This window comes from Streptomyces sp. NPDC005794 (assembly GCF_042871445.1).
Taxonomy (GTDB): domain Bacteria; phylum Actinomycetota; class Actinomycetes; order Streptomycetales; family Streptomycetaceae; genus Streptomyces.
Map to the genome: position 1 here is coordinate 41,904 of NZ_JBIAIN010000032.1, position 26,215 is coordinate 68,118.

Consider the following 26,215-nt stretch of genomic DNA (forward strand, 5'->3'; position numbering starts at 1 on the left):
CCGCGTCCGCACACGAAGTACGAGGGGGCGCGGCGTGAGCACCGGTACCGCAGGAACGGCGGATCCGGCCGGACAGCCGGTCGAGGCCGCCGAACGCAGGCGAGAGCAACGCGGCTGGTACTTCTACGACTTCGCCTGCTCCGTGTATTCCACCAGCGTCGTGACGGTCTTCCTCGGCCCCTACCTGACGTCGATAGCCAAGGCCGCCGCCGACGCGGAGGGGTACGTGCATCCGCTGGGCATACCCGTGCGGGCCGGCTCACTCTTCGCGTACACCGTGTCGGTGTCCATCGTCGTGGCCGTGATCGTGATGCCGGTCGTGGGCGCGGCGGCGGACCGCACAGGACGCAAGAAGCCCCTGCTCGCGGCGGCCGCGTACACGGGTGCGACGGCGACGGCCTGCATGTTCTTCCTGGAGGGACATCGCTATCTGCTGGGTGCCTTCCTGCTGATCGTGGCGAACGCCTCGATCTCCGTGTCCATGGCCCTGTACAACGCGTACCTGCCGCAGATCGCCACCCCGGAGGAACGTGACGCGGTCTCCTCGCGCGGCTGGGCCTTCGGGTACACCTCGGGCGCGCTCGTCCTCGTCCTGAATCTGGTCCTCTACACGGGACACGACTCCTTCGGGCTGTCCGAGTCCGACGCGGTCCGGATCTGCATCGCCTCCGCCGGCGTGTGGTGGGGTGCCTTCGCCCTCGTACCGCTGCGGCGGCTGCGCGACCGCCGGGTGGCGCCCGGCGGCGACGGTGCGGTCGGCTCCGGCTGGCGGCAGTTGCGGGCGACGCTGCGCGACATGCGCCGCCACCCGCTCACCCTGTCCTTCCTGCTCGCGTATCTGGTCTACAACGACGGCATCCAGACGGTGATCTCCCAGGCCTCGCTGTACGGCTCCGAGGAGCTCGGCCTCGACCAGACGACCCTGATCATCGCGGTGCTGCTGGTGCAGGTGCTCGCGGTGGCGGGGGCACTGGGGATGGCTCGACTCGCCCGGCTGTACGGAGCGAAGCGCACGATTCTCGTCTCCCTGGCCGTCTGGACGCTGATCCTCGCCGCGGCGTACGCGCTCCCCGCCGACGCGCCCGTGTTCTTCTACACCCTGGCGGCCGCGATCGGCCTCGTGATGGGCGGCAGCCAGGCACTCTCGCGGTCACTGTTCTCGCATCTGGTGCCGCGCGGGAAGGAGGCGGAGTACTTCTCCGCCTACGAGATGAGCGACCGGGGACTCAGCTGGCTGGGGCCCCTGGTCTTCGGTCTCGGCTACCAGCTCACCGGCAGTTACCGGGACGCGATCCTGTCCCTGGTGCTCTTCTTCGCGCTCGGCGCCGCGCTCCTGGCGAGGGTTCCCGTCCGGGCCGGGGTGGCCGCCGCGGGCAATCCCGTGCCGGACCGGATTTAGACGTTGAAGTGAAAGGCCGGTAGTGTACGCCTTTGGTGTGCCCGGAGGACCGTTACTGCGAGCGGAAGAAGCCGAACCCTTGGGTGACAACTTCGACCAGATGTGACAAACCGGGCACCGGCGGGTAGTAAACCCAGAACAAGCAGCGGCACGACGGGCGACGCATGACCGGCAACGGGAATCTTTACCGCCGACCGGACGTTGACCGGATGACGACGACAGCGACACCTGTCCTGTGGGCGACAAGCCCGGGAGGCACGATTCATGAGTGAGCGAGCTCTCCGCGGTACGCGACTCGTGGTTACCAGCTACGAGACGGACCGCGGCATCGATCTGGCCCCGCGCCAGGCGGTGGAGTACGCATGCCCGAACGGACATCGATTTGAGATGCCGTTCTCGGTAGAGGCGGAAATTCCGGCGGAGTGGGAGTGCAAGGCGTGCGGCGCCACGGCACTCCTGGTGGACGGGGACGGCCCCGAGGAGAAGAAGGGCAAGCCTGCGCGTACGCACTGGGACATGCTCATGGAGCGGCGTACCCGCGAGGAGCTGGAGGAGGTGCTGGCCGAGAGGCTGGCGGTTCTGCGCTCCGGCGCCATGAACATCGCCGTGCACCCGCGGGACAGCAGGAAGTCTGCCTGACCGCGTATCACCGCACTGCACAAAGAGCCGAGGGCCGCGACACAGAACATGTGTCGCGGCCCTCGGCTCTTCCGTGCGCCTTCGGCTCTTCCGTGCGCGGTCACTCTTCGCGCGTGGTCACTCAGGGGATCAGCGGCGGGCGCTCGACGCCCGGGCCGTCGTCGGGTCGCGGGCGTGCGGGTGTGCCGTCCTCGCGTATGACCTCACCCTGGACCACCTTTCCGTCCGGACGGTGGATACGGGCCTGCTGGAAGGCGTCCTGGAGGCCTCCCGGCGCCGCCGCCCTCATCCGGCGGTCCAGGGAACGCTCCGCGTAGCGTCCGAGAACGGAGCGGACCGGGGGCACCAGGAGCAGGAGTCCCGCCGCGTCGGAGATCACGCCCGGGATCATCAGGAGCAGGCCGCCCAGCATGAGGAAGCCGTTGCCCTTGCTCCCGGACGAGGTCGAGGCCGGGCCTCCCGCGGGAGCGCCGGGCTGCCCCGGCATCTGCTGAAGGGTCTCGGTGAGGTTGCGGAAGGCCCGCCGGCCCGCCCGCTTGATCACCGCGGCGCCCAGCACGGCGCCGGCGACCAGGATCAGCAGCACGGTGAAGCCGTTCGCCGCGCCGGCCACCACGGTCAGCAGCCAGATCTCCAGCACCAGCCAGGCGGCGACGCCCAGCGGCAGGAGGGTACGGGCGCGCGAGCGCCGGGGACGGTTCGGAGGCGGTGTGCCGGTCGTCATGCCCCCAGTGTGCCTGTACGGGCGTGCGAGCGGCGTAAGGGGGTGATCATGAGGCTGCCGAGGAAGGTCAGGGCGTCTTGCGGCCCAGCGCCTTGTTGGCGCGGCCGGTGATGCCCCAGCCGGTGACTCTCCACAGGGCCTCGACGAGGATGTCGCGGCTCATCTTGGAGTCGCCGATCTCCCGTTCCATGAAGGTGATCGGCACCTCGACGACGTGACAGCCCGCCTCGACGGCCCGCCGGGCGAGGTCGACCTGGAAGCAGTAGCCCTGTGAGGCGACCTCGTCGAGGCCGAGATGATCCAGGGTCCCGGTGCGGAAGGCCCGGTATCCGCCGGTGACGTCCCGCACCGCGAGGCCCAGCAGCATCCGGGAGTAGAGACTGCCGCCGCGCGAGATCATCTCGCGGTGCCTGGGCCAGTTGACCACCCGGCCGCCGGGTACCCAGCGCGAACCGAGGACCAGGTCGGCACCCTTCAGAGCGGTGAGGAGGCGGGGCAGTTCCTCGGGCTGGTGCGAGCCGTCCGCGTCCATCTCGACCAGGACGCCGTAGCCGTGTTCGGAACCCCAGCGGAAACCGGCCAGATAGGCGGCGCCGAGCCCTTCCTTGCCCTTGCGGTGCAGGACGTGCACCTGGCTGTCGCCGACCGCCAGCTCGTCGGCGACCTTGCCGGTGCCGTCGGGGCTGTTGTCGTCGGCGACGAGGATGTCCGCTTCCGGAACGGCGGCGCGCACCCGGGCGACGATCAGCTTGACGTTCTCGGCCTCGTTGTAGGTCGGAATGATCACCAAGACCCTGCCGAGCGGGCCGAACTGCCTCTGACCGCCGTCGTTCACTACTGCCCCTTAAAGTCCGTACGCAGGTGCACACCATATCCAGCGCGGCGCGGCCGGACTCCGACGCGGTCGCGGGGTGGCGTGTGGCGTCCGGACAGAAGCATGGAACTGCGGACAGAAGGGCAGTGCTGCGGATCGGGGCCCGGCGTCCTTCGGGCCGACCTGGGGCCCGCTGGCTGCGGGTCGACCGAGAGCCGTTGTCTACTGAACCTCCGGGCCCCACCCGGGTCGCACCTGCCGTCCGGACCATACCTTCCCTCGCCCCCGAGGCGCGGGCGCTGAACCTGGCTGTCAGGGGTGGTGCGCCGGTGCGGCACGCCACCCCATGACCCAGCGGCGTTCGACGACTGCGTGGAGGTTTGACCGGTCGGACGTCCAGTGGTGGACCCGGCCGAACCTACCGGCCCGTGGGCGCTCTCTGTCAACAGTTCGCCGACCTGCCATTTCTCCCGAAAACGCCTGGTCAGTGCCGAGGACTCGCAGGTCGTGACAGAGCCCCCGCACCTTCGATCGGCGGTACGAAATGTCCCGACGTCACTCGTTCGGTCTTACGTAGACCGTTTGTCCGAAGACCACCGTGCGCAGACAGACCGGAAGCTCCGCCCCAGGGGTGAGATCGGGCAGGCCAGGGGTGCCGGAGCGGGGATCGGTGGACCATCGCGCCACCCGGTCGTCCGGGGCCTGGACCAGCAGTTCGCCGGTACGCCAGACGGCGTAGTCGGCCGGGGCCCCCGGGACGAGAACGCCCCCGTCGTCCCGCCCGACGGCCCGCCAGCCACCCCGCGTGTGGGCGGTGAAGCCGGCGCGTACGGAGACACGGTGCCCGGGCGTGCGGTGATGGGCCGCCGCCCGCACGGTTCCCCAGGGGTCGAGCGGGGTGACCGGACTGTCCGAGCCGAAGGCGAGGGGCACACCGGCACGCAGAAGCGCCGCGTACGGGTTGAGGGTCGCGGCGCGCTCCGCGCCCAGGCGCCTGGCGTACATGCCGTCCGAGCCGCCCCAGGCGGCGTCGAAGGCCGGCTGGACCGAGGCGGTGAGGCCCAGTTCGGCGAAGGCGGCGACGGTTTCCGGGGTAAGCATCTCGGCGTGCTCGACACGGTGCCTGGCGGCCCGGATCCGGGCGAGCCCGAGGGTCTCGGATGCGGCCCGGACGCCTGCCACCACGGCGGAGACCGCCGCGTCGCCGATGGCGTGAAAGCCGGCCTGGAGCCCCGCCTCGGTGCACGCCGTCACATGTGCGGCGATCTGCGAGGCGTCGAGCCGGCCGGCGCCGGTGTGCGGGGCGTCGGCGTACGGCTCGTGCAGGAGGGCGGTGTGCGAGCCCAGGGAACCGTCGACGAAGAGGTCACCGGCCGCGCCGACGGCACCGAGTTCCCTGACCCGGCGCGCACCCTTCGCGTCCTCGACGTGCTCCGCCCAGTAACCGAAGACCCGGGGACCGGGCTGCTCGGCGGCCAGCTTCAGCAGCCCGGTGAAATCCTCCTCGTCCGAGATCTCGGGGCCCGCGCACTCGTGCACGGTGCCGATTCCGAGCGAGGCGGCGTGCGCCAGCGCGGCACGCTGGGCCTGCGCCCGCTGCCGTGGCGTGACGGCGCCGTGGGCGGCCGCCCGCACCGCGTGGTGGGCGTCGCCGGTCAGGGGGGCGTCGGGGTGGTATCCGGGCAGTGCGGTGACGCCCGGGACGAGGTCCAGGAGCGCTGTGGTCACCACTGCCGAGTGGACGTCCACACGGGGCAGGTAGACGGCCCTGCCACCGGCCGCGTCGTCGAGCTCGGCACGCGACGGAGGCCTCTGCTCGGGCCAGCGGGCCGCGTCCCACCCGTGGCCGAGGATCACTCCGTCCCCGGCATGCCTGTCCGCGAACGCGCGTACGAGCCCGAGGGCTTCAGGGAGCGTGCACGCGCCCGACAGATCCAGCCCCGTGAGGGCGAGTCCGGTCGACGTGGTGTGGACGTGGGAGTCGGTGAAGGCCGGGGTGACCAGGGCCCCTTCCAGGTCGATCACCTCGTCGACACCACTCTCGAAGGCGTCGGCAGCCCCCTCGGAGCCCACCCAGGCGACATGGCCGCGTTCGACGACCATCGCGGTGGCGAACGGATCGGCGGGGCTGTGGACGTCTCCACCGCGCAGCAGCACGGTGCGGTGTTCGCTCTGGGGGGTGGCGTTCTCGGTCATGGGACCAGTCTCGCGCCTGTCGGGACCGGTTCCTCCCCCGCCCCCTCCGCATCGGCGGGCGGGACGCCTCAGATGCGCGGTGGACGCGCCTCGTAAGGCGTGGAGAGGACGACGGTCGTGCGGGTGGAGACGCCGGCCAGCGTACGGATCCGGGTGAGCAGGTGCTCGAGCTCCAGAGGGCTGGAGACCCGCACCTTGAGGATGTAGTTCTCGTCACCCGCGACGCTGTGGCACGCCTCCAGCTCCGGCACACCGGCGAGCCGTTCGGCGATGTCGTCGGGTGCGCTCGGGTCGAAGGGTTTCACCGAGATGAACGCGGTGAGGGGCAGGCCGACAGCTTCGGGGTCGACGACCGCGGCGTAGCCCCGGATCACCCCGCGCTGCTCCAGCCGGCGAACACGCTGATGAACGGCCGAGGTGGACAGGCCCGTGGCCTTGCCCAGGTCGGTGTAGCTCATCCGCCCGTCCTTGACGAGCAACTCCACGATCTGACGGTCCAGCTCCTCCATGCGGATCAACCTATGGCCCCGGGCCCTCCAGGCACAGCCGTGGGAGCCCCGGAAGGGCGCGTTCGAGGGGCGTGTGACGAACACCACAGGTTTACGGGTGGGTAGCCGGCAGCCTCGCGGTTAGGGCCGACTTCCCACGGGAAGTGCTTGCTGTGGCCGAGGCCGTGGCGCCTTGCCGGCCCACCCGAGGGGGGAAAGACCATGCAGAGCCTGAAGCTCACCGGACCTACCGAACATCAACCCGATCAGGACGCCGCATACGCGGCTCCCGACGAGGACGCCGTTCCCGACGCCTACGACACATTCGAGATGTACCGGGTGATCTGCCCGGACTGCGCCCAGCCGATCGCCCTGCTGGCGGACGAGGAGGTGCTCCCCGAGCACGCGCTGTGCCCTTCGCCGTGGAACCCGTTCGTCCTCACCGTCTGCCCCGGTACGCATCGCGACGCCTCCCGGGCACGCCCGGCCGATGAGTCGCTCGAGGCGCAGGAGCAGGAGACCGCACTGCTGTTGACGCTCCCTCAGGGGCTCGACTGGCGGATGCAGCCCTTCTCGCACGCCGGCGGTCCTGGTTCGCGTCCCCTGCGGTACGTGCCGCAGACGCGGCGTCACGCCGCCTGACGTTCCCGAGCCCCTGGAGACGCACCTCTGCGCGCACCACGACGGCCGGGCCGGCGTGGTGCGGACAGTTCACCGGACGGCCGGTGGCCACGCACCCGAGGAACGGGCGCGCGAATCGGCCGGCAGTGACCCGGGGCCCCGTGGCGGCGTTGGCTCTGTATGACCACGCCGCATCCAACGGCCGGCGCCGTCCGCCGCCGTCTCGCCGCACCGGCATCCGGAGAATCGGTTCCTCAGCCCGGGCCGCCGCCTCGCGAGCCCGCAGGGCAGTCCGCGCCGCACACCACCGGCCCTCCCGTCGACCAGGCCCTGCTGCGCCATCGGAAGAGCACGGGCCGGACCGCGCCGGGCCGCCCTGACCCGGAGTGGAACCGGATCATGACGACGCCCGTCCGGTCGGACCGGACCGTGCGGGTCAGCGGGTCTCGGGACCCGCGAGGTGGCGGGCGATGACCATGCGCTGGATCTGGTTGGTGCCTTCGACGATCTGGAGCACCTTGGCCTCGCGCATCAGCCGCTCCACCGGGAAGTCGAGGGTGTAGCCGTAGCCCCCGAGCACCTGGACCGCGTCGGTGGTCACCTGCATCGCCGCGTCGGTGCAGAAGAGCTTCGCCATGGCCGCCTGCCGCGAGAACGGCAGGCCCGCGTCGCGGAGCCGGGCGGCTTCCAGGTAGAGGGCACGTCCGGCCTCGATCCGGGTGGCCATGTCGGCGAGCATGAAGCGCAGGCCCTGGAAGTCCGCGATCGGCCGGCCGAACTGACGTCGGCCGGTGGCGTATCCGACCGCCTCGTCGAGGGCCTCCTGGGCGACGCCGATGGCGCAGGCGGCGATTCCCAGCCGTCCCGAGTCGAGTGCTGACAGGGCGATGGCGAAGCCCTGCCCTTCGTCACCGATGCGGCGGTCGCCGGAGATCCGTACGCCGTCGAAGTGCAGCTGGGCGGTGGGCGAGCCCTTCATGCCCATCTTCTTCTCGGGCAGGGCCGCGTCGAGGCCCTCGGCGTCGCCGGGAACGAGGAAGGCGGTGATGCCACGGGGGCCGTCCTCCCCGGTGCGGGCCAGCACCGTGTAGAAGTCGGCGATGCCGCCGTGCGTGATCCAGGCCTTGGTCCCGGTGAGAACCCAGTCCTCGCCGTCCCGTACGGCCTTCGTGCGGAGCGAGGCGGCGTCGGAGCCCGAGGACGGCTCGGAGAGGCAGTAGGCGCCCAGCAGGCCACCCGAGAGCATCGCCGGGAGATGGGCGGCCCGTTGCTCCTCGGTGCCGTATCCGGCGAGGGCGTGGCAGGCCAGCGAGTGGACGCTGACGCCGAGGCCGACGGTGAGCCGGGCGGCAGCCAGCTCTTCCAGGACCTGGAGATAGACCTCGTACGGCTGGTCGCCGCCACCGTGCGCCGAGTCGTACGGCAGTCCGAGCAGCCCGGCTTCGGAGAGGAGGGTGAAGACCGGGCGCGGGAAGAAGCCCGCCTCTTCCTCCTCGGCCGCCCGGGGAGCGACTTCCTTCGACACGATGTCGCGTACGAGCTCGACGAGCTGCCGGGACTCCTCGGTGGGCAGACGGCGTTCCACCGGCTGCGGGGCACGGTCGGACATGACGGCGCTCTCCTCCCTGTCGGGCGTGACGACGGTCGCGCGCGCGGGGTGTGCGCGGCGCCGCCGGGTGGTCCCGGGCGATGCCCGGAAATCTACGGCTCCCCCGCCGATCCTGCCTTCCCGGATCACGGGAGGCGCCGGTCGGCGGCTGTGGCGCGTTGAGTATGCCCGATCGGAGCGCACGCGTCACCGGGTACGGGAAGCCGTGATCAGGGAAATTGGTCCGAACCATTGACCCAACTGGTCTAGTCCTTCTACGGTCTCCCCCAATGCCTCATCGCGTCCATGCCAACTCCGAATGGACGGGGCAGGCCTCCCCCCGCACCCAAGCCCTCCCCCACGAGGAGCCACAATGACCGGACTTCACCGTCCTCGCGCCCGCCTCCGGGCGCTCGCCGCCACCGTCTGTACCGCCGCGCTCGGTGCCGCCCTGCTCGGCGTCGCAGGTACGTCGTCCGCGGGCGCCGCCCCCACTGCTCCCACTGCTCCCGAGGCCGCCGCACCGGCTGCCGTCGGAGCCGCCCCCACCGCGGCGGGCGACAAGGTGGTCGGATACTTCACCAACTGGGGTGTCTACCAGCGCGATTACCACGTCAAGAACATCGAGACCTCGGGCTCGGCCGACAAACTGACGCATATCAACTACGCCTTCGGCAACGTCCAGGGCGGCAAGTGCACCATCGGGGACAGCTACGCCGACTACGAGAAGGCCTACACGGCCGACCAGTCGGTGGACGGTGTCGCGGACACCTGGGACCAGGAACTGCGCGGTAACTTCAACCAGTTGCGCAAGCTGAAGAAGCTGCACCCCGACCTGAAGGTCATCTGGTCCTTCGGCGGGTGGAGCTGGTCCGGCGGCTTCGCCGAGGCCGCGCAGAACCCCGCCGCCTTCGCCGATTCCTGCTACGACCTGGTCGAGGACCCGCGTTGGGCCGACGTCTTCGACGGCATAGACATCGACTGGGAGTACCCGAACGCCTGCGGCCTGACCTGCGACACCAGTGGCCGCGACGCGTACGGCGGCCTCCTGTCGGCGCTGCGCTCGAAGTTCGGCACCGACAACCTGATCACCTCGGCGATCACCGCAGACGGATCCGACGGCGGCAAGATCGACGCGGTGGACTACGCGGGGGCCGCGCAGTACCTCGACTGGTACAACCCGATGACGTACGACTTCTTCGGCGCGTTCGCGGCGCAGGGGCCGACGGCTCCGCACTCACCTCTGACCTCCTACCCGGGCATCCCGACGGAGGGCTTCAACAGCGACGCGGCGATCTCCAAGCTCAAGGGACTGGGCATCCCCGCGGACAAGCTGCTGCTGGGCATCGGCTTCTACGGCCGCGGCTGGACCGGCGTCACCCAGTCGGAGCCGGGCGGCACGGCGACCGGAGCGGCCCCGGGGACGTACGAGGCGGGCATCGAGGACTACAAGGTCCTCAAGAACAGCTGTCCCGTGACGGGCACCGTGGCGGGCACGGCATACGCCCACTGCGGCACCGACTGGTGGAGCTACGACACCCCGTCCACCATCGCCACGAAGATGGACTACAAGAACCAGCAGGGCCTGGGCGGCACCTTCTTCTGGGAGCTCAGCGGCGACACCGCGGACGGTGAGCTCATCAAGGCCATCAACTAGCCCCGGCGGGGTACACGCACCGCAGGGCGGGTCAGGGGTGGGGTGCCGGGCGGGCGCCCCACCCCACCCGTCGTGAGCGGTGGTGGCGGGTCACATGAGCCCTGCCTGAGTGACGAACATGGCCAGGACGACGACGAGCGTCCAGCCCAGGACGTGCTCCAGGATTTTCGGCCCGTCCTCGGGACCGCCGGTGCGGGCAGGGGAGTGGGTCCGGTTCTCGGCTGTGGTCGCGGTCATGGCATCTCACTCGGTCGTTCGGCAGTGGGCGTCCCCCGTGACCCGACCACAGTGCCAGCGGAGGCGGCCGGCGCGGTAGAGATCCGGGTCACAGCGGCCGCCGGGCGGAGGACGGGCAGCCCACCCCCTCCCCCGCTGCCGCACGGGGCAGCCGAATCGAGACCGTGCGGCGGGCGGCGCGGGCTGTGGGGGACGCCACATCGCCGCGCCGCGGCCGGGCCGGGCGCCCGGGACTTCCCCCGTCGCTGTGGCTGGCCTCACGCCTCGGGGGATGCCCCCAGCCCCCGCCCGACCCGGGCGGCGGTCTCCCGGAGCCATATGTGGGCGGCGTCGTGCGTGTGCACCGGGTGCCACCACAGCGCCTCCCGCAGCGGCACCGCTTCGTACGGGGGCTCCAGGGTCCGCACGGCGGCGAGCGGCGAGAGGAGCCGGGCGAGCCGGGCCTGGACCAGGGCGATACGCCGCGTGCCGGCCACCATGAGGGGGAGCAGCTGGAAGCTGTCGACGGAGACCTCCACGCGCGGCTCGATGCCGAGCATGCCCAACTGCCGTACGGCGGGGGCGTCATAGGTGCGCTGATAGGTGACCCAGGGCAGCCGGGCGAGGTCCTGGTGGGTGAGCCGGTCACCGACGCCCGGATGGTCGTCCGCGACGATGAATACCCAGCGGTCGTCGTAGAGGTCGGTGGCGGGGAAACCGCTGATGACGCCGTGCGGCATGAGCAGGCCGTCGGTGGCGCTCAGCAGGGCGGCGGTGTCGTCGACCACCGTGGCGGGGCTCTGGGTGAAACGGAGCCGGATACCGGGCGCCTCCTCGTGCACGACGTGGGCCAGCTCGGTGCCGAACAGGGCGACGGCGTAGTCGGACGCGACCAGCTTGAACTCCCGGCTCTCCTTGGCCGGGTCGAAGTCGGCCTGGCTGGCGAAGAGACGCTCCAGTACGTCGCAGGCCGTCGAGGTGCGGTCGAGGAGGACCTGGCCGAGCGCGGTGAGCTCGTAGTGGCCGCCGACCCGCGCGAGCAGGTCGTCGTCGAAGTGCCGGCGCAGCCGGGCCAGGGCGGCGCTCATGGCCGGCTGACTGAGCCCGACACGCTGACCGGCCCTGGTCACATTGCGTTCCTCCAGGAGAGCTCGCAGAGCAACGACTAGGTTCAGGTCAAGGCTGGCCAGGTTCACGGGACTCCTCTTGCGGTGGGGCACCGACCAGGCAGGAATAAACGCGATGGATACCGATTATCCACAGAATCGATTTCCCTGATTGCAGGTGCCGGGTCCAGATTGGTCACACCGCAATCAGGAGGACATGTTCGTGAAACCTGAATCCGCGTCCGCGCTCTTCGCCGGACCGTTCGCCCTCGGCACCCTGTCGGCCCCGGACGGGCCGGCGTTCCCTGCCCTCGTCACTCCCGACGGCCGGGTGACCGATCTGCGAGTCGCCTTCGGCGAGGAGCGGTTGACGGTCCGTGACCTGCTGGACCGCTGGGAGACGGCTCTGCCGCGACTGCGGGCCCTGTCCGACGGGAACGGCTCCGACCGCAGCCCGCTGGCCGGCTTCCGGGTACACGCGCCCGTCGAGCCGCGGCAGGTCTTCCAGTCGGGGGCCAACTACCGGCAGCACGTCATCGACCTGCATGTCGCGCACCGGGCCCCGGGCGACGACCGCCCCGAGGAGGAGCGCCGTGCGGAGGCGGCGGAGATCATGGACCGGCGGGCGGCCGACGACCTGCCGTACGTGTTCATCGGCCTGCCCAGCGCGGTCACCGGTCCGTACGACGATGTCGTGCTCCCCTCCTGGGCCGGGAAGCCGGACTGGGAGCTGGAGCTGGCCGTGGTGATCGGCCGGCCCGCCCACCAGGTCTCCGTCGAGGACGCCCTGACGTACGTCGCCGGCTACACCATCGCCAATGACCTGACCGACCGGGCGACCGTGTTCCGCCGCGACATGCCGCAGATCGGCACCGACTGGCTCCGCAGCAAGAACGCCCCGGGGTTCACCCCGCTCGGCCCCTGGATCGTGCCGGCCGAGTCCGTCGGGGACACCCACGACCTGCGGCTCACGCTGAAGCTCAACGGCGAGATCATGCAGGACGAGTCCACCGAGGACATGATCTTCGACGTGGCGCGAGTGATCTCCTACGCGTCGCAGTCCGCCCGTCTCCTCCCCGGCGACCTGGTGCTCACCGGCTCACCCGCCGGGAACGGTATGCACTGGGGCCGTCTCCTGCGTGACGGGGACGTCATGGACAGCTCCGTCACCGGGCTCGGCGCACAGCGCACCCGCTGTGTCGCGGAGGCGCCATGAGCATCGACCGCACCGACCCCGAGGGCTCGATAGCAGATGCGGCGAAGAAGTGCTCCAACTGGGGCCGGTGGGGCCAGGACGACGTGCTCGGCACCCTGAACTTCCTCGACGAGTCCAAGCGGCGGGAGGGGGCGGCACTCGTCCGACGCGGCGTCAGTTTCTCGCTGTCCCAGCGCTTCGACATCGACGGCCCGCAGAAGGGCTGGCGGCGGCGAACCAATCCGGTGCACACCATGCTGGACACCGGCACCGACGCCGCCCTGGGGAACCAGGGTCTGCCGCACGGCATCGGCGGCGCCGACGACGTGATCGCCATGCCCCTGCAGTGCTCGACGCAGTGGGACGGGCTCGGGCACATATTCGACCACGGCAAGGCGTGGAACGGCCGCCCCGCCGAGCAGGTCGTCACGTCCGACGGTGACCTGGTCACCGGCATCGAGCACATGGCGCCGCACGTCGCGGGACGCGGTGTGCTCCTGGACGTGGGACGGGTGATCGGCGACCGTGAGGGCGGGCTGCCGGACGGATTCGCGATCACCGAGGAGCACCTGACGGCGACCGCCGCCGCCCACGGCGTGACCGTGGGACGCGGCGACCTCGTCGTGGTGCGCACCGGTCAGCTGACGCGGGTACGCCGCGACGGCTGGGGCGAGTACGCGGGCGGGCCCGCGCCCGGTCTCTCGTTCACCACCGCGGGCTGGCTGCAGGGCAGCGAGATCGCGGCGATCGCCACCGACACCTGGGGCTTCGAGGTGCGGCCCAATGAGTTCGAGCACGCCTTCCAGCCGCTGCACCAGGTCGCCATTCCGCACATCGGGCTGCTGATCGGCGAGATGTGGGACCTGGACGCGCTCGCCGAGGACTGCGCCGCTGACGGTGTGTACGACTTCCTGCTGGTCGCCGCACCCCTTCCCATCACCGGCGCGGTCGGCTCGCCCGTCAATCCGATCGCCGTCAAGTAATCAGCGGAACAAAGGAGTTCCCCCATGACTGAAACCCGCACGATCCTCGTCGTCGGCGGCGGTGCGGCCGGCAACGCCGTGACGGTCCTGTTGCGCCGCGCCGGTTTCGCGGTGGACCTGATCGAGGCCCGGGACGACTGGAACGCGACCGCGGGCTCCGGCATCACCCTCCAGGGCAACGCCTTGCGCGTGCTGCGCGAACTGGGTGTCTGGGACCAGGTGGAGGCGTCCGGCGCCGGCTTCGACGCTGTCGGCATCACCGCCCCCGACGGCACGGTCCTGCACGTCCAGGACGGCCTGCGCACCGGCGGTGACGACCTGCCCGCCACCGTCGGCATGCAGCGGCCCCGGCTCCAGCAGATCCTGATCGAGGCGGTCCGCGCGAGCGGGGCCCGGGTCCGTCTGGGCACCCGGGCCGCGAGCTTCGACCAGGACACCGACGGTGTCACGGTCCGGTTCACGGACAGCACCGAGGGCCGCTACGACCTGGTGATCGCCGCGGACGGCCTCGGCTCCACCACCCGGGCCACCATCGGTATCACCGCCGCGCCGGAGCCGACCGGCATGGCCATCTGGCGTGCGGCCGTCCCGCGCCCGGCCGGGGTGACCCGGACGGACCTCGCCTACGGCGGCCCGGCGTACATCGCCGGCTACTGCCCCACCAGCGACACCACGCTCTACGCGTACGTCGTCGAGGCCTGCCGGGACCGCGCCACGATCCCCCCGGAGTCGTACGCCGACGAGATGCGCCGACTGTCCTCCGCCTACGGCGGCAACTGGCCGGAGATCACCGAGCACATCACCGACCCGGCCCAGGTCAACTACACCTGGTTCGACCGCATGCTGGTCGAGGGATCGTGGCACCGGGGCCGGGTCGTGCTCGTCGGCGACGCCGCCCACTGCTGCCCGCCCACCCTCGCGCAGGGCGCCGCCCTGTCCCTGGAGGACGCCTGGGTGCTGGCGCACATGCTGACCGGCTCCGACACCTGGGACGACGCCCTGTTCCAGGCGTACTACGAGCGGCGGATCGCCCGCGTCCGCCCGGTCGTGGAGGCCTCCGTACAGATCGGGCAGTGGCAGCTCGACGGAGTACGCGACGCCGACGTTCCCGGCCTGATGGGCCGCACCATGACGATGCTGCGGGAGCTGCCGTGACCGCCCGCCCGTCGCCCGGCCACCGCCCCTCGTCGAGCGTTCCCGCGCGCCCCTCCCCCACCGTGGACGTGCACGCCCATGTCCTGCTCCCCGAGGTCGAGGCGCTCGTGGCCGGCCTGCCCGGCCTGGCCGAGGCCAAGGAGCTCGACGCCCGCCGGAACGGCCCCGCGGCCCTCGCCGTCAGCGGCCCCATGGTGCGCGAGCGGATCCCGCGGCTGACCGACCCCGCCGAACGCCTGGCCGCGATGGACGCCCAGGGCGTGGACATCCAGTTGGTCAGTCCCTCCCCCTCGCACTACCACTACTGGGCCGGCGAGGAGACGGCCGAGAAGGTGTACCGGACCGCCAACGAGGCGACGGCCGCACACTGCTCGGCCGCCCCCGGCCGGCTGCGCGGACTCGGGCTCGCACCTCTCCAGCACCCGGACCTGGCGGTGCACGCCCTCGATCACGCCCTGGAACAGGGCCTGCCCGGGGTGGAGATCTCCAGCCACGCCCCGGCGCGGGAACTGTCCGACCCGGCGTACGAGCCCTTCTGGTCCCGGGCCGACGAGACGGGCGCGATCGTCTTCCTGCATCCCTTCGGCTGCACGCTCGACGAGCGCCTGGACCGCTGGTACCTGTCCAACACGGTCGGCCAGCCCACCGAGAACGCCGTCGCACTCTCCCACCTCATCTTCTCGGGTGTCCTCGACCGCCACCCCGGCCTGAAGCTGATCGCCGCCCACGGCGGCGGCTACCTGCCCACCCACATCGGCCGCTCCGACCATGCCTGGTCCGCCCGCTCCGACGCGGGCGCCGGCTGCGCCCACCTGCCGAGCAGCTACCTCAAGCGGCTGTACTTCGACTCCCTCGTCCACGACCCGCACGTCCTGCGCGAGCTGATCCGGGTGGCCGGGGCCGACCGCGTGCTCCTCGGTTCCGACTACCCCTTCGACATGGGCGCCGAGGACCCGCTCGCCGCCCTGCGCGCCGCCGGACTGCCGCAGGCCGCCTTCGACGCCGTACGCGGTGACAACGCCGCCGCCCTGTTCGACCCCACCCACGCCTGAGGAGGAAACCACCATGAGCGCACGCCTGCTCACCCACCTGCGTCACGTCGACCTGGCGGTGCCGGACTACGACAAGCAGCTCGACTTCTACGCCGGCGTCTGGGGCCTCACCAAGGTCTCCGAGGACTCCGGGATCTCCTTCCTGGCCGCCGAGGGCTCCCCCGAGCAGTACGTCGTACGGCTGCGCGAGGCCGAGGAGAAGCGGCTCGACCTCGTCTCCTACGGCGCCGCGAACCCGGCCGACGTCGACACCCTCGCCGAGCGGCTCCTGGCCGGCGGCGTACAGCTGATCTCGCAGCCCGGCAGCGTGGACACCCCGGGCGGCGGGTACGGCTTCCGCTTCTTCGACGTCGACGGCCGCACCATCGAGGTCTCGGCCGACGTCGAGGTCCGCCGGCACAGGAGGATCGAGGAGAAGGAGGCCATCCCGGTCAAGCTCTCCCACGTCGTCCTCAACTCCCCCGACCTGAACCGCACCCGGGAGTGGTACGAGCGCCATCTCGGCTTCGCGCTCTCCGACACGCTCGCCTCGCCGCACATGGGCGAGGTCATGCACTTCATGCGGATCAGCAACCAGCACCACTCCATGGCCATCGCCCAGGGCCCGCACACCGCCCTGCACCACATCTCCTTCGAGATGCGCGGCATCGACGAGTACATGCGTGGCTCCGGCCGGGTGATGCGGGCCGGATTCCGCAAGATCTGGGGGCCGGGCCGGCACATGGCGGGCGACAACACCTTCACGTACTTCCTCGACCCGCACGGCAACACCGTCGAGTACACGACGGAGCTGGAGCTGCTCGACGAGGACACCTGGCACCCGCACGTCTACGACTTCTCGCAGCCCGAGGTCACCGACCAGTGGGGCACCGCCAACGCGATGAACGAACTCGTCGCCAAGGAGTCCTTCAACGACCCCGACCGGGGCGTGTTCGTCGCCCCGCCCGTCTGATCCCGGACCACTCGCCACCAGGCGGCCTCCACGGCCGTGTTCCCGCCATCGTCGGGCACGGCCGCGGCGCGCCCCCTGAACCGCCCTCCCTCCTGGAGCCGCACGATGCGTTTCGCCGCCTACCAGCATCAGCACCGCCACCGGGTGGCCGTCGTGGAAGAGGACGGCACGCTCTTCCCCCTGCCCGACGTCTCGTCCCTCACCACACTGCTCGCGGAGACCGACGGGCTGCCCGGACTGCTCGCCGCGGGCGCGGCGGCACTCGATGTACCGGCCGGCCCTCATGTCTCCCAGGTCCGGCTGCTGCCTCCGCTCCGGCCCGCCTCGGTACGCGACTTCGTCACCTTCGAGGAGCACGTCGAAGGTGTGCGCCGCTCGGTCGACGGCGTCGCCGGTGTGCCCGGCCAGTGGTACGCGGCGCCGACCTTCTACTTCACCAACCCGCACGCGATCTACGGTCCCCAGGACGGCGTCCCCGTCCCGCCCGGCTCCGCCGTGCTCGACTTCGAACTCGAGGTCGCCGCCGTCATCGGCCGGGAGGGCCGCGACCTCACCCCGCAGCAGGCCCGCGACCACATCGTCGGCTACACGGTCTTCAACGACTGGTCCGCCCGTGATCTGCAGTCCGCCGAGATGAAGGTCGGTCTCGGTCCCTGCAAGGGCAAGGACACCGCGACCACGCTCGGCCCGTACCTGGTGACCGCCGACGAGCTCGAGCCCTACCGCGACACCGACGGCTTCCTGCGGCTCGCTCTGACCGCCGGGATCAACGGCCGGACGGTCGGCGAGGACCTGCTCTCCAACATGAGCTGGACCTTCGAGGAGATGACCGCCTACGCCTCACGCGGCACCCGGGTCGTGCCCGGTGACGTACTCGGCTCCGGCACCTGCGGCAACGGCGGCTGTCTCGCCGAACTGTGGGGCCTGAGCGGCGAGCAGACCCCGCCGCCGCTGGAACCCGGGGACACCGTCACCCTCACGGTCGAGGGCATCGGCACGCTGACCAGCACCGTCGTCCCGGGCGTCGAGCCCGTGGCACTGCCGGCCGGCCGTCGCCGCACCAGGGAGCGGCCGTGACCGGCCTGCGCGTACCGAGGCTCCAGGACAAGGCCGTGGTCGTCACCGGTGCCGCCCGCGGCCAGGGGCCCGCGAGAGGCAGGAGCCGGACGAACGGCGCGTCGGTGCTGCCGAGGATGCAGAGGCAGGGGAAGTAGCCGACGAAGGCGAACGGCACGACCGCGGAGAACACGCCCATCATCCACGTCGGGCAGAAGCTCACCGGCAGCTGCGCGAAGCTGTCCGGACGCCGGATCAGCATGCTCGGCATCGCGTCCTGCCGTAGCCAGAGGGACAGGGCGGCGAGGGCGAGGTGCATGGCCGCGAAGACCAGCGCGGAACCGGCGAGAGCGCTGCAGCTCGTCCCATGGCGACCAGGGCGAGCAGCAGCACGTTTCGGTTGCCCGCCAGGGCCTGGCACACGCCCCTGCGGCTGCCTGGGATCACCAAGACACCGGCGACGGAGACGACGCCGGCCTCACCTCACCTGCGGGCTTACCTGTCCCCGGGCCGTGCAGGCCCGCGAGTTCGCGGAGTCTGAAGGCCTTTTCAACGCGAACCTGAGGATGTGGTGTCCCGGTTCTGGGGGATGGAGCCGCAGGTTCGTGGTGAACCTGCGCGGTCCGCCTGGTCCAGCGGCAGGGTTCGTACGGAGTTCCGCTACCTGCGGTGAGACCGTCAGGCCGTGTGCTGGTACGTCGGGTAGGTAATGTACCCGGCGTCGCCGCCCTGGTAGAAGGTGTTCTCGTCGGCGGGCGCGACGGGCAGGCCTGAGCGCAGGCGTTCGACCAGGTCGGGGTTGGCGAGGAAGCCGCGGCCGAAGGCGATCAGGTCGGCGCCCAGGCCCAGCCAGCGGTCGGCTTCCGCCATCCCGGTCTGCTTCGGGCCACCGGGCATGGTGGGGTTGACTATCAGGGTGCCCGGCCAGGTCTTGCGCAGTTGGAGGAGAATTTCCTCGTCGGTGGTGGCCTCCAGGTGCACGTAAGCGAGGTCGAGGCGGGTCAGCTCCGTCAGGAGAGCGGTGTTCAGCTCGGCCGCGTCGTCCTCGGTCACACCCCAGATACCGCCGCCGGGCGACAGGCGGATGCCGGTACGGGCTGCGCCCACGGACTCGACGGTGGCGGCGACCGCCTCGACGGCGAAACGGATCCGGTTGGCGATCGAGCCGCCGTACCGGTCGTCGCGCAGGTTGGCGTTGGACGACAGGAACTGGGAGATCAGGTAGCCGTTGGCGCCGTGCAGCTCGACCCCGTCGAAGCCCGCGTCGATGGCGCCGCGAGCAGCGTGTGCGTAGGACCGGACGTGCTCGGGAACCTCGTCGGTCTCCAGGGCCCGAGGCACGGGCATCGGCTGCGGGCCGTTCGGAGTGAATACGCTGCCCTCGCCGGACACGGCCGACGGGCCGATCGGTTGAAGGCCCGTGGTCTCGTGGTGCGAGACCCGGCCGCCATGCATGATCTGGGCGAAGATGCGCCCGCCGCTGGCGTGGACCGCGCCCGTCACCTGCCGCCAGGAATCCGTCTGCTCGTCGGTGTGCAGGCCGGGTGTGCCCGGGTTGGACTGTCCGACGCGGCTGGGCTGGACACCCTCCGTGACGATCAGTCCGGCGGTGGCGCGCTGCGCGTAGTAGGTAGCCATCGAGGGGGTGGCCAGACCGCCGGCGGCGGCCCGGACGCGGCTCATCGGGGCCATGACGGTCCGGCTGGGAAGCGTGAGCTCGCCGAGACGGTAACTGCTGAACAGGGACGGCATGTCGGTTCTCCTCGCGTACACATGTGTTCCGGCTGCCGAAGCACATGTGTACGCTAAAACCTGACACCGGTGTCAGAGGCAACCGGGAGAACACCGCGGATCCGTGTGGGGTGCACCACATGCCCCGCGGTGCTGTGGACCACCGCGGGAGGCAGTCATGCGGATCGGGGAACTCGCGGCACGCGCCGGAGTGAGTGTGCGGTCATTGCGCTACTACGAACAGCGGGGACTGCTCACCAGCACCCGCACGCCGAGCGGACAACGGCAGTACACGGAACACGACGTGGACCGCGTCCACTTCATCCAGGGGTTGTACGCGGCCGACCTCTCCAGCAGCACCATCGCCGAACTCATGCCGTGCCGCGACACCCCGAGCAAGCACAACTCCGACGCCACGCTGGAGCGGATGGCCCGCGAACGCGAGCGGATCACGGCGCAGATCGACGATCTCCTGCGGGCCCGGGACACCCTTGACAGGATGGTGACCGTGGCCCGGGCCCACCGCGAGTCCCTGCCGCACCCGGTCCCTGTCGCGGACGAATCGGCGGTGACCCAGAACGACACGCCGCCTTCGTGTGGGGCCGCCTCCGTGTGAGCCGACGCGGCGGCGGAGTCTTCGCCCTGGGCCTCCTCGCCTTCACCCTGCCCATCGATGAACTCTGATGTTGCATCAGGCCGCGAAGAGGTCCCGGAGCGAAGGCGAGCGCCCTTGCCACGACCTGGGGGACACGGTGGCGCTCAGAAGAATTCACGGGATGTCGCACATCGCAGCGCGGAGCGTGGAGTGCGGCAGCGCTCCGGTCCGCCGGTGGAGAAGCGGAACTCTTCGAGCTTTTGGGGCCGTAAACGCAATGGAGTCCGGGACCTTGGCGTGACGCGCGCTTCCGGGGCTTTCTCTGATGGACCGGGCAGCCGATTCGCCGGCCGCCCCGGGAGACTCCGTTCCGGCGCACCTTGGCGGAGGACGGATGCGATCGGACGAGGCCACAACCCTTGAACTGAACGGCCATCACGCCGAGCGCGGTTGCAGCACTCTGGCCGAACGGCACGGAAGGTAGGGGTTGTTCAGGGGTGCCATGGGGCTATCCGAACACCTCGTGACCGCTGAACAATCTGATAGGTCCGAGGTGTCAAGACGAGAGGTGACCCATGCGAGGAATCGACGACAGCGTCTCCGCCATCACGTTGAACTCCGTCCATCTCGAAGGTGGCCCGAGCACGCTTTCCGGGAATGTTGTCCTCGCCGAACTCAACGAAGTGATCTGCTCCGCCGAGAAGATCAAGATTCGGCACGGGAACGGATATGAACACTACGAGTTCATCGACGCGCCGGTCCGCTTCACCGCCTCCACCTCCGAGGAGGAATCCGGTCCGCTGAAGCTCCGCTGGGTCGCGCGGACGAAGATCGCCGAATAGGCGGTGCACCCTGGCCCCGGTCGCAGGAGGCACCACAGGGTCGCCGAGGCACCACAGAGGAGGTGCCCCACCGCGAAAGCGGTGGGGCACCTCCTCTGTCGTTCAGTCGCGCCGGTCCTGGGGCGCGTAGTGGCCGCCCCCCTGTGTCGGGACCAGCTGCTCCTGGAGGTCGTCGGCGTATCCCGGCGCCCCCTGCTGCGGCTGCTCGGACCTGACACGGCGCGGCCACCACGCGGCCCGCCCGAGCACGGCGGTCAGGGCGGGCGTGAAGAACATCGCCATCACGAACGCCCCGATGACGATGCCGAAGGCGACCGCGAACCCGATCTGGGAGAGCGAGGGATCGCTGGCCAGCAGCATGGAAGCGAAGGTGCCGGCGAGGATCACCCCGGCCGCGGCCACCGTCGGGCCCGCGTGCTGAATCGACTTGGCCGTCGCCTCGCGCGGGGTGAGCCCTTCCTTCGCCTCCTCCCGCAGCCGGGCGACCATCAAGATGTTGTAGTCGGTGCCGATGGCCACGACGAACAAGTACATGATGACGGGCAGGAAGAACGTCAGGCCCGGCTGCCCCTCGATCTGCTGGAAGAGGACCACGCTCGCGCCGAGGGTGGCGCCGAAGCCGAGCGCGACCGACACCATGAGATAGATCGGCGCGACGACGCTGCGCAGCAGCAGGCCGAGGATGAGCATGATGAGCGCGGCCGCGGTCGGGAACACCACGGAGAAGTCCCGGTTGACGGCCTTGTTGATGTCCACGAACACCGAGGTGATGCCGCCGACCTTGGTCTCGGTGCCCTCGGGGGCCGCCTCGTGCGCCGTGCTGCGCAGTGGACCGCGTACGACGTCCATGGCCTCGCGGCCGTTCGGATCCATCGTCAGGACCGCGTTGAACTCGGCGGTCATGCCGTCCTTGCTGACCTGGGTACGTGTGGCGCTGCCCACGCCGTCCACCTGCTTGAGCTTGCCGACGAAGGCCTCCATGCCGGCCTCGCTGAGCTTCTCCCCGTTCGTGGACCGCATCAGCACGCTGCTGGGGTTGGTGCTGCCCACGGGCAAGTCACTGCTCATCGTGTGCAGGGCGATCTGCGACTCCATCGTGGAGTTCTCGTCCACCTGGCTGGCGAACGTCGGCTTGTACCCGAACGAGCCGAGGGCCAGCACGATCATGAGCAGCCCTGAACCGATGGCGAACAGGCCGGGGCGGCGCGCCACGGCCTTGCCCACGGCCAGGAAGCGGGCCGCGCGCGGCTCCCGTTGCCACGACTTGGACGGCCAGAACACCTTGGTGCCCATCAGGGAGATGATCGCCGGGATCAGCGTGAGGGAGGCGAGCAGCGTCACACCGATGGCGATGGCCAGGGCCGGGCCCATGGAGACGAGGAAGCTGAGCGAGGACAGCATGAGCGCGAGGAAACAGACGACGACGGCTCCGGCGGCCGAGGCGATGGCCTCGCCGACCCGGCCGACGGCGGAGATCATCGCGGTCTTCGGATCCTCACCGAGCCGCAGCCGCTCCCGGTAGCGGAACATCAGGAACAGGATGTAGTCGGTACCGACGCCGAAGAGCACCACGATCAGCAGCGACGACACCGAACTGTCGGCCTTGAGGTTGAACTCCTCGGCGGAGATCGCGATGAGGCCGTTGGCGATCTGAGAGACCAGCGTGATGCCGATGATGGTGAGCACGGTGATCGTCGGACTGCGGAAGATGACCGTCATCAGGATGATGATCAGCCCGATGGTGCCGAGGAAGATGAGGGAGTCGGCCTCCTTGGAGGCTTCCTCGTTGTCGAGTTGGTTGGCGGCGTCGCCCGTGACACCCACCTTCAGCCCCGAGTCGGCGACCAGCGGTTTGAGGTCGTCCCGCATGTCCTCGACCGCGTGCTGCTGGCTCTTGTCACCGGCCTTCACGTCGGCCATCGACACCATCACCGTCTGCACCTTTTTGTGCGGCGACGGTGGCACGGTGATGACCTGCTCCACCTTGTCGTACTGCTTGGCCTTCAGCGCATTGCCGACCTTGGCGACCTCGGCCGAGTCGGCCTCGTCCAGGGGCTTGCCGTCCTCACGCGTGAACACCACGATCGCCGAGGGGCTGAAGCCCTGCGGGAACGCCTTCTGCTGGATCTTCTGCGCCTGGATCGACTCGTAGTGCTTGGGAAGAAACTCTGCCTGATCCGAAGTGGTGGTCAGCGACGGGGCGTAGCCGATCACGGCCGCACCGGCGATGAGCCAGCCGATGATCACCAGCCAGCGGTGGCCGACGACGAAGCGTCCTAGTGCTTTGAACACGGTTCCTTCCTCCACTCCGGATCACACCGGAGTATTTGGTCTTTCAGGGCTTTGGGGTCAGTGGTGGTCGGTCGGCGTACCGCAGAACGGTCTGACGAGGCCCGGCAGCGCCACCTCCACGAAACCGAGCCCTTCGGCGACGCCGACGTCGCGGATCCGGACCGCGCCCTTGCCGGCGGCGGTCGTGATGGTCAGCGTGCACAGCCCGGCCCGACGCTGCGTGTACGTCTGCCTGCCGGTCCAGCCCACGATCCGGGCCCTCCGCAGCACGACCGTACGGCGGACGAACGTGCCCTGCCTTACGACCAGGTGGTCCCCGCAGAGGGCGTGTCCGAGGCCGTGGTAGGCGTCCCGCGCGAGCAGAGCGCCGCAGCCCGCGGTGAGCAGGGCGGCCGCGGCGACGGTCCACCAGGGCAGCAGGCCGCTACCCGCGCCGGCCCCGGCCAGGGCGGCTGCCCCGGCCGGGGCGAACAGGCAACCGCGCACCAGCCGGCGGTGCAGTGCGGGCCGGGGGTGGCCGCGCAACACCGCTTGGGTGAGCGGCGAGGACGTCTCGTTCAGCACGGCCGCCGTTATCTGGTGCGCGAAGTCGAGCGGCGCGGCAGGCATCAGCTGCGCCGGGTGGGTGAAGCGGGCGTTGTGTCCGCCGAGCCCCGTGGCCAGGAGGTTGAGCCGGGTCGCGGCGAGCAGGCGCAGCGGCAGCGGCTGGGTGAGCTCCACACCGCAGATCCGCCGCTCGGCCACGGAGACCGAACGGGACGTCAGCAGCCCCCGGAAGAGGGAGAGGGAACCCTCCGGTTCGCGTTCGAGCCGGTACCCGTACCAGGCCTCGGCGAAGGCCAGCAGGGAGCCCATGACACCGATGGCGAGCAGCACGACCGCCACGGTCGCGACGGCCAGGGCGAGCGGCACGGAGGACAGCCAGTCCCACACGTGCCGCGCGGTGCCGCTGTCGGTGATGTCGAGCCCGAGGGTGTCGAGGAGCTTGGATCCTCCGGTGACCACGGCGAGGACCCCGGCCAGGGTGGTGACGGTCAGCGGCGCGTACCGGGCCCAGGACCAGCGTATCCGCGCGAGCGGGACGGGCAGCGGCGCGCTCGCGGCAGAACCGTGGGAGGAGGACGCGTCCGTCCGGTTCAGGAGCACCGCCCGGAACTGGAGGGCCTGCTCGCGCGAGATCCCGTCGAGGACCAGCTCCTCGCCCTCGCTGCGGCCGGTGTGCTGACCGGTGCCGACCTTCACGGCCGCGAGTCCGAAGAGCCGGTGCACGGGGTTCGCCGTGAGGTCGGCGCTGCGGACGTGGTGGCGCGGGATCGACTTGTCCTTGCGGAAGAACAGTCCGGAGTGCAGCTCGACCTTGTCATCGGTGATCCGGAAACGAGTGGTCCGGTAGCGCAGCCACTCGTGCCCCGCCTGGACACCGGCCACCACGATGTAGGAGCCGAGGACGATCAGACCGTGGGCGTTGAGCAAATCGCGCGCCACGAAGATCGCGCCGAGCAGCGGGATCGCCGGGCCGACCAGCCAGCTGACGCTGACCACGATCATGCGCGGGTGCAGGCGCTGCCAGTCCGGTGCCGGGTGCGACCGGGGCTCGGGAGGTGTGTCGAGCACCGGCGCGGTCCCGCTCACGTGCCGTCCTCGTGCAGGGCACGGACGCGCTCGGTGAGGTCATGGACCATCGTGGCGGCCTGGTGCTGATCGAGGCCGACGATGGTGACCGGGCCCGCCGCCGAAGCGGTCGTGACGGTCACCGCGGACAGACCGAACAGTTGCATCAGCGGGCCGCGCTTGGTGTCCAGGGTCTGGATACGGGTGAACGGCACGACGCGCCACTCACGGGTGAGCCAGCCCGACGTGGCGCACACGGCCTCGCTGCTCGCCTCCCAGCGGTGCACGCGGTAGCGGTACCAGGGGCTGAGCAGCGCGTAGGCCGCGCTGAGAGGTGCGAGGGCCGCGAAGACGATCCACAGCCAGGACGGCGCCTCCGGTATCCGCGCCACCAGGGCGAGCGTGACGAGGACCGGAACGACGACCAGGAGGTTCTGCGTCAGCCACCAGTGGACCGCCCTGCGGTCCGCGCGGTGGCCCGGTCGCGGCATGCCGGGCAGGCCGGATGTGGCGGTGCCGGGGACCGCCTCCGCACCCTGCCCTACCGGTCGTACCGGCTGCCGCGTCTGCTGTGGCACTGCTCCTCCGCCCGATCGACTGTTCTGATGGGAACAAGCCAAACAAGAGGGGCAGCAGAGCGGGCAGAGCGGTTCGTGTGGAGTGGAAGCGACCAAGGTTGCAACTTCAGCGGCGCGGTACCCACTTTCGTACGCAACTATGTCTCCTAAGGACCACGTCGGCTTCCAGGACTCGTCAGCGCCAGTAGGGTGACCGCGTGATAAGGCCGATTCGATGGTTGGACCGCAACGCCGTTCAGGACACCATCCTCGCCGCCACGCTCGTCGCACTCAACATCTTCGTCACCTTCTGGAGTGGCTTTCCCCGGGAAGAACATTCGCGGTTCGGGCCGTGGGCGGGGTTGGGGTTGCAGTTGGTGGTTGTGGTGGCGTTGGTGGTGCGGCGGGTGTGGCCGTTGGTGGTGTTGGGTGTGGCGACGGTGTCTGCGGTGTTGATGTCGTTGTCGGTGTGGATGGTGCCGGGGTTGTTGGTGACGTCGGTGGATGGGGCGGGGGTGTGGGTGCCGTCGGCGGCGCCTTTCGCGGCGTATTCGGCGGTGGTGCATTCGGGGCGGCCGCGGGGTGCGTGGGTGCTGACGGGTGTGTTGACGTTGGTGGCGACGCGGTTGTGGGAGTTGTCGTTCGCGGTTACGGCGTCGGGGGTGTTGTTGACTGCGGTGCCGGCGTTGTTGGGGCTGTATGTGGCGGCGCGGCGGGGTTTGATCGCGGCGTTGACGGAGCGGGCT

General features: G+C 70.4%; 25 protein-coding genes and 1 pseudogene. 13 read left to right on the forward strand and 13 right to left on the reverse strand.

Going from position 1 to position 26,215, the window contains the following annotated elements; translation table 11 throughout:
* Positions 1–34: 34 nt before the first annotated feature.
* Together ACFYQ5_RS34410 and ACFYQ5_RS34415 are read left to right on the forward strand one after the other, a co-directional pair.
* Complete coding sequence (locus ACFYQ5_RS34410) at positions 35–1,399, forward strand: MFS transporter (RefSeq protein WP_389203341.1); 1,365 nt, start codon at positions 35–37, stop codon at positions 1,397–1,399.
* Positions 1,400–1,663: 264 nt separating this feature from the next.
* Positions 1,664–2,038 carry an RNA polymerase-binding protein RbpA gene (locus tag ACFYQ5_RS34415; RefSeq protein WP_078598328.1) on the forward strand — a complete coding sequence of 125 codons (375 nt, stop codon included), beginning with the start codon at positions 1,664–1,666 and terminating at the stop codon, positions 2,036–2,038.
* Between the two features lie 121 nt (positions 2,039–2,159).
* Here the strand turns inward: ACFYQ5_RS34415 and fxsA are convergent, their stop codons facing one another.
* The 4 genes from fxsA to ACFYQ5_RS34435 all read right to left on the reverse strand — a co-directional run bounded on the left by fxsA (position 2,160) and on the right by ACFYQ5_RS34435 (position 6,281).
* The gene (fxsA, locus tag ACFYQ5_RS34420; RefSeq protein WP_389203343.1) at positions 2,160–2,762 is read right to left on the reverse strand and encodes an FxsA family membrane protein; all 603 of its coding nucleotides are present in this window, start codon (positions 2,760–2,762) and stop codon (positions 2,160–2,162) included.
* A 67-nt stretch (positions 2,763–2,829) separates the two neighbouring features.
* On the reverse strand, positions 2,830–3,597 hold the full coding sequence (locus ACFYQ5_RS34425; protein WP_389203345.1) for a polyprenol monophosphomannose synthase: 768 nt from the start codon (positions 3,595–3,597) through the stop codon (positions 2,830–2,832).
* A gap of 534 nt (positions 3,598–4,131) precedes the next feature.
* A complete protein-coding gene (locus tag ACFYQ5_RS34430; protein WP_389203347.1) occupies positions 4,132–5,772 on the reverse strand; it encodes an amidohydrolase in 1,641 nt (546 codons plus the stop codon).
* A gap of 68 nt (positions 5,773–5,840) precedes the next feature.
* Positions 5,841–6,281, reverse strand: a complete 441-nt coding sequence (locus tag ACFYQ5_RS34435) for an Lrp/AsnC family transcriptional regulator (RefSeq protein WP_033304241.1) — start codon at positions 6,279–6,281, stop codon at positions 5,841–5,843.
* Between the two features lie 201 nt (positions 6,282–6,482).
* Between ACFYQ5_RS34435 and ACFYQ5_RS34440 the strand changes: the two genes are divergently transcribed.
* On the forward strand, positions 6,483–6,902 hold the full coding sequence (locus ACFYQ5_RS34440) for a hypothetical protein (protein ID WP_389203348.1): 420 nt from the start codon (positions 6,483–6,485) through the stop codon (positions 6,900–6,902).
* 415 nt (positions 6,903–7,317) lie between these two features.
* On the opposite strand, the gene ACFYQ5_RS34445 is transcribed toward ACFYQ5_RS34440, so the two are convergent.
* Positions 7,318–8,490: an acyl-CoA dehydrogenase family protein gene (locus tag ACFYQ5_RS34445; RefSeq protein ID WP_389203349.1), complete on the reverse strand. Its 1,173-nt coding sequence runs from the start codon at positions 8,488–8,490 to the stop codon at positions 7,318–7,320.
* A gap of 352 nt (positions 8,491–8,842) precedes the next feature.
* Between ACFYQ5_RS34445 and ACFYQ5_RS34450 the strand changes: the two genes are divergently transcribed.
* Entirely contained in the window at positions 8,843–10,126 is a 1,284-nt protein-coding gene (locus ACFYQ5_RS34450; RefSeq protein WP_389203351.1) for a glycoside hydrolase family 18 protein, read from the forward strand.
* A gap of 90 nt (positions 10,127–10,216) precedes the next feature.
* Here the strand turns inward: ACFYQ5_RS34450 and ACFYQ5_RS34455 are convergent, their stop codons facing one another.
* Both ACFYQ5_RS34455 and ACFYQ5_RS34460 read right to left on the reverse strand, forming a co-directional pair.
* Positions 10,217–10,363 carry an SCO1431 family membrane protein gene (locus tag ACFYQ5_RS34455; protein ID WP_389203353.1) on the reverse strand — a complete coding sequence of 49 codons (147 nt, stop codon included), beginning with the start codon at positions 10,361–10,363 and terminating at the stop codon, positions 10,217–10,219.
* Positions 10,364–10,620: 257 nt separating this feature from the next.
* Complete coding sequence (locus tag ACFYQ5_RS34460) at positions 10,621–11,538, reverse strand: LysR family transcriptional regulator (protein ID WP_389203354.1); 918 nt, start codon at positions 11,536–11,538, stop codon at positions 10,621–10,623.
* A 127-nt stretch (positions 11,539–11,665) separates the two neighbouring features.
* Here ACFYQ5_RS34460 and ACFYQ5_RS34465 point away from each other — a divergent pair, with 127 nt between their 5' ends.
* From ACFYQ5_RS34465 to ACFYQ5_RS34495, 7 genes are all read left to right on the forward strand, one after another.
* A complete protein-coding gene (locus ACFYQ5_RS34465) occupies positions 11,666–12,664 on the forward strand; it encodes a fumarylacetoacetate hydrolase family protein (RefSeq protein ID WP_389203356.1) in 999 nt (332 codons plus the stop codon).
* Complete coding sequence (locus ACFYQ5_RS34470; protein WP_389203358.1) at positions 12,661–13,626, forward strand: cyclase family protein; 966 nt, start codon at positions 12,661–12,663, stop codon at positions 13,624–13,626. The genes ACFYQ5_RS34465 and ACFYQ5_RS34470 overlap by 4 nt, the downstream gene beginning before the upstream one ends.
* A gap of 24 nt (positions 13,627–13,650) precedes the next feature.
* Positions 13,651–14,781: an FAD-dependent oxidoreductase gene (locus tag ACFYQ5_RS34475; protein WP_389203359.1), complete on the forward strand. Its 1,131-nt coding sequence runs from the start codon at positions 13,651–13,653 to the stop codon at positions 14,779–14,781.
* Positions 14,778–15,833, forward strand: a complete 1,056-nt coding sequence (locus ACFYQ5_RS34480) for an amidohydrolase family protein (protein WP_389203361.1) — start codon at positions 14,778–14,780, stop codon at positions 15,831–15,833. The genes ACFYQ5_RS34475 and ACFYQ5_RS34480 overlap by 4 nt, the downstream gene beginning before the upstream one ends.
* Positions 15,834–15,846: 13 nt before the next feature.
* Entirely contained in the window at positions 15,847–16,785 is a 939-nt protein-coding gene (locus tag ACFYQ5_RS34485; RefSeq protein WP_389203362.1) for a VOC family protein, read from the forward strand.
* A 105-nt stretch (positions 16,786–16,890) separates the two neighbouring features.
* Positions 16,891–17,862 (forward strand): fumarylacetoacetate hydrolase family protein, encoded by a 972-nt coding sequence (locus tag ACFYQ5_RS34490; protein WP_389203364.1) that lies wholly within the window; start codon positions 16,891–16,893, stop codon positions 17,860–17,862.
* Complete coding sequence (locus ACFYQ5_RS34495; protein ID WP_389203380.1) at positions 17,859–17,999, forward strand: hypothetical protein; 141 nt, start codon at positions 17,859–17,861, stop codon at positions 17,997–17,999. The genes ACFYQ5_RS34490 and ACFYQ5_RS34495 overlap by 4 nt, the downstream gene beginning before the upstream one ends.
* A gap of 5 nt (positions 18,000–18,004) precedes the next feature.
* On the opposite strand, the pseudogene ACFYQ5_RS34500 reads toward ACFYQ5_RS34495, so the two are convergent.
* Both ACFYQ5_RS34500 and ACFYQ5_RS34505 read right to left on the reverse strand, forming a co-directional pair.
* Positions 18,005–18,160, reverse strand: a pseudogene (locus ACFYQ5_RS34500) (hypothetical protein); the annotation flags it as partial.
* 359 nt (positions 18,161–18,519) lie between these two features.
* On the reverse strand, positions 18,520–19,593 hold the full coding sequence (locus ACFYQ5_RS34505; protein ID WP_389203365.1) for an alkene reductase: 1,074 nt from the start codon (positions 19,591–19,593) through the stop codon (positions 18,520–18,522).
* Positions 19,594–19,750: 157 nt separating this feature from the next.
* On the opposite strand from ACFYQ5_RS34505, the gene ACFYQ5_RS34510 reads away from it, so the two are divergent.
* Positions 19,751–20,188, forward strand: coding sequence for a MerR family transcriptional regulator (locus ACFYQ5_RS34510; protein ID WP_389203367.1), 438 nt, complete (start codon positions 19,751–19,753; stop codon positions 20,186–20,188).
* 554 nt (positions 20,189–20,742) lie between these two features.
* Positions 20,743–21,009 carry a DUF5988 family protein gene (locus ACFYQ5_RS34515; protein WP_389203369.1) on the forward strand — a complete coding sequence of 89 codons (267 nt, stop codon included), beginning with the start codon at positions 20,743–20,745 and terminating at the stop codon, positions 21,007–21,009.
* Positions 21,010–21,111: 102 nt separating this feature from the next.
* Here the strand turns inward: ACFYQ5_RS34515 and ACFYQ5_RS34520 are convergent, their stop codons facing one another.
* The 4 genes from ACFYQ5_RS34520 to ACFYQ5_RS34535 all read right to left on the reverse strand — a co-directional run.
* Positions 21,112–23,301, reverse strand: a complete 2,190-nt coding sequence (locus ACFYQ5_RS34520; protein WP_389203370.1) for an MMPL family transporter — start codon at positions 23,299–23,301, stop codon at positions 21,112–21,114.
* 57 nt (positions 23,302–23,358) lie between these two features.
* Positions 23,359–24,933 carry a PH domain-containing protein gene (locus ACFYQ5_RS34525; RefSeq protein WP_389203372.1) on the reverse strand — a complete coding sequence of 525 codons (1,575 nt, stop codon included), beginning with the start codon at positions 24,931–24,933 and terminating at the stop codon, positions 23,359–23,361.
* Entirely contained in the window at positions 24,930–25,490 is a 561-nt protein-coding gene (locus ACFYQ5_RS34530; RefSeq protein ID WP_389203374.1) for a PH domain-containing protein, read from the reverse strand. Before ACFYQ5_RS34530 ends, ACFYQ5_RS34525 begins: the two co-directional genes overlap by 4 nt.
* 235 nt (positions 25,491–25,725) lie before the next feature.
* On the reverse strand, positions 25,726–26,215 hold a 490-nt coding region (locus ACFYQ5_RS34535), incomplete at its 5' end, for a hypothetical protein (protein WP_389203377.1).